Annotated in this window: 6 protein-coding genes; 1 reads left to right on the forward strand and 5 read right to left on the reverse strand. The window is 65.4% G+C overall.

The genetic code is table 11. The features are described 5' to 3' along the window. The 4 genes from ACFP9U_RS23195 to yajC all read right to left on the reverse strand — a co-directional run. Positions 1–612 (reverse strand): phytoene/squalene synthase family protein (locus ACFP9U_RS23195; RefSeq protein WP_378625086.1); only part of this gene is annotated, 612 nt, incomplete at its 3' end. Between the two features lies 1 nt (position 613). Continuing rightward, entirely contained in the window at positions 614–1,003 is a 390-nt protein-coding gene (locus ACFP9U_RS23200; protein ID WP_378625087.1) for an Mth938-like domain-containing protein, read from the reverse strand. Further along, entirely contained in the window at positions 1,000–3,567 is a 2,568-nt protein-coding gene (gene secDF / locus ACFP9U_RS23205; protein WP_378625088.1) for a protein translocase subunit SecDF, read from the reverse strand. The genes ACFP9U_RS23200 and secDF overlap by 4 nt, the downstream gene beginning before the upstream one ends. Before the next feature lie 50 nt (positions 3,568–3,617). Continuing rightward, positions 3,618–3,956 carry a preprotein translocase subunit YajC gene (gene yajC / locus ACFP9U_RS23210; protein ID WP_378625090.1) on the reverse strand — a complete coding sequence of 113 codons (339 nt, stop codon included), beginning with the start codon at positions 3,954–3,956 and terminating at the stop codon, positions 3,618–3,620. Between the two features lie 206 nt (positions 3,957–4,162). Between yajC and ACFP9U_RS23215 the strand changes: the two genes are divergently transcribed. Further along, positions 4,163–5,041, forward strand: coding sequence for an ATP-binding protein (locus ACFP9U_RS23215; protein WP_378625091.1), 879 nt, complete (start codon positions 4,163–4,165; stop codon positions 5,039–5,041). A 21-nt stretch (positions 5,042–5,062) separates the two neighbouring features. On the opposite strand, the gene ACFP9U_RS23220 is transcribed toward ACFP9U_RS23215, so the two are convergent. Further along, positions 5,063–6,014, reverse strand: a 952-nt coding sequence (locus ACFP9U_RS23220) for a peptidoglycan DD-metalloendopeptidase family protein (protein ID WP_378625093.1), incomplete at its 5' end; no start/stop codon positions are given.

The raw sequence follows: 6,014 nt of genomic DNA on the forward strand, positions 1-6,014 counted from the left end.
CGCCGCGCCCGGCCTGTCATTGCCTGCGATGAAATCGTCCCGCGTCGTGCCGACCGCCTGGAGGATGTCGAGCGGCACGTAGCACTGGCCTCTTCTGCGATGGATCGGCAGCAGCCGCAACAGCCCGACAATCGCCTGCGCGCAGCCGGCATGGCCGGCGGTCGCCGCCGTTTTCACCGCCGCGCCGGGATCGAGCACCAGGCCGGCAAGCTGGATCAGCGCCGAAGCGGTCTCGCCGCAGTAGCCTTCCAGATCCGTCCTGGTCGGCATCGGATCGTCATAGAGATCGAAGATGCGCGCCTCCAGCATGTTCTCGAAGGTCGCATGGGGAAGGTCGTAGGCGCGGATGGCTTCCAAAAGCGCCGCGGCTATCGGATGCCCGCCCGCCGCCGCGGGATCGCCCGACGCCAGGACGTCGCGCCACCATTGCAGCCGCACCTCGCCGGGGAGCGGCTGGCTGATCCTGTCGCGCACGGCGGCGATCTCGGCATTGAAGGCATAGAGCGCCAGCAGCGCGGGCCGCTTTGCCGCCGGCGCATAAAGGGCGGCCAGATAGCGGTCCGGGTCGGCCTGGCGGACGATGGCGAGCGTCTCGGTCTCGGCCGAACTCATCTCACCCGACGGCGATCAATGCCGCTGCGACGGCGCGCTCTTCCGCCAGGAGGACGTTGTAGGTGCGCACCGCTGCGCCCGTCGACATGGTCTCTACCGCCATGCCCGCCTCCCTGAGCCGGGCACGAAGTTCCGCCGGCAACGGCTTGAGCGATCTTCCGGTCCCTACCAGCAGGATTTCGATCGATTCGGCTTCCTCGATGGTCTGCAGAAAATCCCCTTCGCCGAGTTCGGCAGGATCGCTTGCCGCCCAGCCGTGAATGCCCGAAGGCAGGCACAGGATCGAGCCGCGATGCGACATCTCGGCAAAGCGGAAGCCGCCATTGCCATAGGCGTCGATGGGCGCGCGCCCCGGAAAGTGCGCCTCGCGTATATGCATACCGCCGGTCATCCCTTGGCCGCGATCTCACCCGCGCCCTGATCTTCCTTTTTCGCCGCGCCGGCCTCTTCCGTAGTGCCCGCGGGGCGCATCCGGAAGAGGATCAGTAAGGGTGCGGCAACGAAGATCGAGGAATAGGTGCCGATCACCACGCCGAAGATCATGGCCGCGGTGAAAGAGCGGATGACCTCGCCGCCGAAGGCATAGAGTGCCACAAGCGCCAGAAGCGTTGTCACCGAGGTCATGAGCGTACGCGCAAGCATCTGGTTCATCGACATGTCGAGAAGCTGCGGCAGGGGCATCTTCTTGAACCGCCTGAGGTTTTCGCGAATACGGTCATAGACCACCACCGTGTCGTTCAGCGAATAGCCGACGATCGTCAGGATGGCGGCGATGCTCGACAGGTTGAATTCGATGCCGGTGATAACGAAGAAGCCGATGGTCATTATGACGTCGTGCATCGTCGCCAGGATCGCGCCGAGCGCGAACTGCCATTCGAAACGAAGCCAGATATAGATCAGGATCGCCAGCAGCGAGACCAGGACGGCGATCGTACCGGCACGCGCCAGTTCGCTCGACACTGTCGGTCCGACGACTTCGACGCGGCGGAAATCGTAGTCGGCCTCCAGAACGCTGCGAACCTGATCGATGACGGCCTGCTGGGCTTCTTCTCCGCCTTCTTGTGCCTGGACCCGAATCAGCGCCTCGCGCGGGTCGCCGAACTCCTGCACCTGCAGGTCACCCAGATCGAGGACGGAGAGGCTGCTACGGATCTCGGCGATGTCGGCCGGGCCTTCCCGCGACTGCACCTCGATGCTCGAGCCGCCCTTGAAGTCGATGCCGTAGTTCATGTTCACGGTCGCGAAAAGCGCAAGCGCGCCGATGGAGGCGACCGCCGAAAGCGTGAAGGCGAAGCGGCGCAGCCACATGAAACGGATGCCCGTTTCCACCGGGACCACCTGCAGCGGGAAGCGCGGCAATTCCTTGGGCCGGCGGCGCCGAACCCATTCGGCGATCATCCAGCGCGTCAGCGTGTACGCGGAAAAGACCGTCGTGACGATACCGATGGCGAGTGTCACGGCGAAGCCGCGCACCGGACCGGTGCCGAGATAGAACAGGATCACGGCGGCAATCAGGGTCGTCACATTGGCGTCGACGATCGTGGTGAGCGCCTTGGAGAACCCGGCGTCAACGGCGTGAATAAGACTTCGCCCCGAGGCCCGCTCCTCGCGGATGCGTTCGAAGACGAGCACATTCGAGTCCACCGCCATGCCCATCGTCAGCACGATGCCGGCGATGCCCGGCAGCGTCAGCGTGGCCCCGAGTCCGGAAAGGATGGCGATGATCATGCAGATATTCGCCGTGAGCGCGACGACGGCGAAGATGCCGAGAAGCCCGTAGGCCGCGACCATGAAGAGGACCACTAGCGCGGCACCGATTATCGAGGCGATCTGGCCGGCCTCGATCGAATCCTGCCCGAGGCCCGGCCCGACGGTGCGCTCCTCGATGACGGTCAGGGTCGCCGGCAGGGCGCCGGCGCGCAGAAGAACGGCGAGATCGTTGGCACTCTGGACCGTGAAACTGCCGGAAATCTGCCCCGATCCGCCGAGAATCGGCTCGCGGATCTGCGGCGCAGAGATCACCTGCCCGTCGAGGATGATGGCGAACAGCCGGCCGACATTCTCCTGGGTGGCCTGCCCGAACCGGGTCGCGCCGCGGGTGTCGAATCGGAAGGAAACGACCGGCTCGTTGGTCTGTTGATCGAAGGTGGCCTGGGCGTCGATCAGGTTCTCGCCCGAAACGATGATCCGGTCCTCGATGAGATACGGCACGGAAGGCTCGTCCATCGAGTACATGACGGAGGTGCCCGCCGGCGGCCGGCCGTCGATCGCTTCCTGGGCGGGCATGGACTGATCGACCATCTGGAAGGTCAGCCGGGCGGTCTGGCCCAGCAGATCCTTCAGCCGTTCGGGATCTTCCAGACCCGGCACCTGCACGAGGATCCGGTCGTCACCCTGGCGCTGGACCACCGGCTCGGTCGTGCCCAGCTCATTGATGCGGCGGCTCACCACCTCGATCGACTGCTCGAGTGCACTCGACAGCCGGTATTGTATCCCCTCCTCCGTCAGAGTCAGCCGCAGCAGGCCGGGCTCGGGCTCCGACAGCGCCAACTCGCGTAGGCTGCCGGATCCGAACAGGCCGCCGGTAACCGGCTGCAGGAGTTCATCGAGCGCCTGCCGGGCGGCTTCGACTTCCGCCGTGTCGCGGATCCGAACCTGCACCGCCTGTCCGGCGGTGGAAAGGCCCGTGTAGCCGATGCGCTCGTCACGCAGCAGGCGGCGCACGTCGTCACGCACGCTGTTGAGCCGCTCGGTGACGAGTTCCTGACGGTCGAGCTGCAAAAGGATGTGCGACCCGCCCCTGAGGTCCAGGCCCAGCGTCATGGGTTGCGAAGGCGCCCAACTCGGAAGCGAAGAGAAATAGGACTGCGGAAGGACGTTCGGCGCGGCGTAGGCGACGCCGAGCGCCACCGCCAGCCAGATTAGGATGGTCTGCAAGCGTGAAAAATATAACATGCCGCTTCTTTCTTCGGGCTCCGTCTGGCGCCTTCCGCGGAAAATCGGAGCTACTTGTTGGCCGCTTTCTCGGGAGTCGGCTCACCCTTCACCCGCACATCAGCAAGCATGGAGCGCACGGCCGTCACCTTGATGCCGCCGCCGAGATCGACCTCGAGCTCGGTGTCGTTGATCACCTTGGTCACCTTGCCGACGAGGCCGCCGCCGGTCACCACAGTGTCGCCACGCCGCACGGCTGCCAGCATCTCGGTGCGCTTCTTCATCTGTTGGCGCTGCGGCCGGATGATGAGGAAATACATGATCACGAAAATGAGCACAAAGGGCAGGATGCTCACAAAAAGATCGGGGGCTCCCCCGCCCGCCTGCGCATATGCCGGTGTCACAAACATAAAAAACTCCCGAATCGCGAAATGGGACCGGAACGCAGCGCCCGGTTCGAACTCGCGCGGAATATAGATGTTCGCACCCTGTTTGCAACTGCCCGCGTATCCCCCTGATCCCACAGGTGGCCGGCACGCGGGCAACCCTTGCAAAAACACGCTTGCTGTGACAGAACCGTACCGTACGGTACTATTTCGTTGCCAAGGGGACCGCCATGACCGACAAAGCCGTCGACTCGCTCAATGAAAAGCTGGACAGGCTGATCGAAATCGCGTCACGCATGGCCCCGAGGGCGCCCGAGGAACCGGATCTGGACGCGGCGGACTGTTTCGTCTGGCACGCCGAGACGGGTTCGCTCACCCCGGTCGCAAAGGTCAACCGCGTCGATCTGACGCTCATCCGCGGCGTCGATCGCGTGCGCGACATCCTGCTCGACAACACGCGGCGCTTCGCCGCCGGACTGCCCGCCAACAACGCGCTTCTGTGGGGCGCGCGCGGCATGGGAAAATCCTCGCTGGTCAAGGCTGTCCACGCCGAGGTTAATCGCACGCGCGAGGGTGATGCGCCCGTCTTGAAGCTCGTCGAAATCCATCGCGAGGATATCGAGAGCCTGCCGGTCCTGATGGCGCTGGTGAAGGCGGCCGCGCACCGCTTCATCCTGTTTTGCGACGACCTGTCCTTCGACCAGGACGACACCTCCTACAAGTCGCTGAAGGCGGCGCTGGAAGGCGGTGTCGAAGGGCGGCCGGAAAACGTCATCCTCTATGCGACGTCCAACAGGCGTCATCTCCTGCCGCGCGACATGATCGAGAACGAGCGCTCGACAGCCATCAACCCCTCCGAGGCGGTGGAGGAGAAGGTCTCCCTGTCGGACCGCTTCGGTCTGTGGCTCGGCTTCCACAGGTGTTCGCAGGACGAGTATCTGGCCATGATCGACGGCTATGCGCGCTATCACGACCTTCCGGTCGACGCGGACACGCTGCGCGCGGAGGCGCTGGAATGGGCCACGACCCGCGGCAGCCGCTCGGGGCGCGTGGCCTGGCAATTCGTGCAGGATATGGCGGGCCGCCTCGGCAGGCGGCTGAAAGATTGAGCGGACGGGCCCCGGCCCCGCCTATTCGAGATAGGTCATCGGGTCGACCGGCGAGGTGCCCTTGCGCACCTCGAAATGAAGCTTGGGACGGTCCGCTTCCCCGCTCATGCCCGAAAGGGCGATCTCCTGGCCGCGCTTGACGTTGTCGCCGCGCTTCACCTTGAGCTGCGAGGCGTGCCCGTAGACGGTGACAAGACCGTCCTCATGGCGCACGAGCACGGTATTGCCGAATCCCTTTAGACCATCGCCGGAATAGATGACCACGCCGTTCTCGGCCGCCCGGACGGACGTCCCCTCGGGGACAGCAATGTCTATGCCGTCGCTGCTTCCGCTGCCAAAGCCGGCGACGACGCGCCCGCGCGCCGGCCAGCGCAGACGTCCCACACCCGTGGCGTCAGGGGTCAGTGCCGCAACCTCTTCCGCCTCTTCCCCGCTCTTCTCCGAGACCGTATCGCCGGAGGGCGGCGTATGGGTGGAAACCTCCTTCTCCTCGGCCTTGGGCGGCGCACCCGCCTTGTCGGCCGAGGCGGTGGTCACCGGGTCGGCCTTCGGCGCGTCTGTCTTGGCGGGCTCCGCCTTGGCGACCGCCGTTTGGCCGGCGCTGTTGCCTTGCGGAATCGTGAGCGTCTGTCCGACCTGGATCATGCCGCCGGACAGTCCGTTCGCCTGCTTGATGCTGTCGACGCTGACCCCGGTCTTGCGCGAAATCCCGTAGAGCGTGTCACCCGAGGCTACGGTATAGCGGCCCGAATCGGAACTGTCGTTCGCCGTGCCTCCACCCGAATTGTCGCGGCCTGCCTGCTGCGGCTTCGGCGCCTGCGGCAGAACCCCGAGCTGCCCATCGGGCTGATTCGCGGGCGCCTGCGGCTGCGGGGCCGTTCCGGATGAAGGGGAAGCCGTGCGGCTAGCCGTATTGGCCGGCTGTGTGCCCGTCGAAGGCGTGGCGGCGGAACGCTGCGGCGCCGGCAGGGGC

This window comes from Nitratireductor sp. GCM10026969 (assembly GCF_042660605.1).
Classification (GTDB): Bacteria; Pseudomonadota; Alphaproteobacteria; order Rhizobiales; family Rhizobiaceae; genus Chelativorans.

What these genes read in the sequence shown, in the direction of transcription:
- ACFP9U_RS23200 (WP_378625087.1), bottom strand. Translation starts at nt 1,003, where the DNA reads ATGACCGGCGGTATGCATATACGCGAGGCGCACTTTCCGGGGCGCGCG.
- secDF (WP_378625088.1), bottom strand. Translation starts at nt 3,567, where the DNA reads ATGTTATATTTTTCACGCTTGCAGACCATCCTAATCTGGCTGGCGGTG.
- yajC (WP_378625090.1), bottom strand. Translation starts at nt 3,956, where the DNA reads ATGTTTGTGACACCGGCATATGCGCAGGCGGGCGGGGGAGCCCCCGAT.
- ACFP9U_RS23215 (WP_378625091.1), top strand. Translation starts at nt 4,163, where the DNA reads ATGACCGACAAAGCCGTCGACTCGCTCAATGAAAAGCTGGACAGGCTG.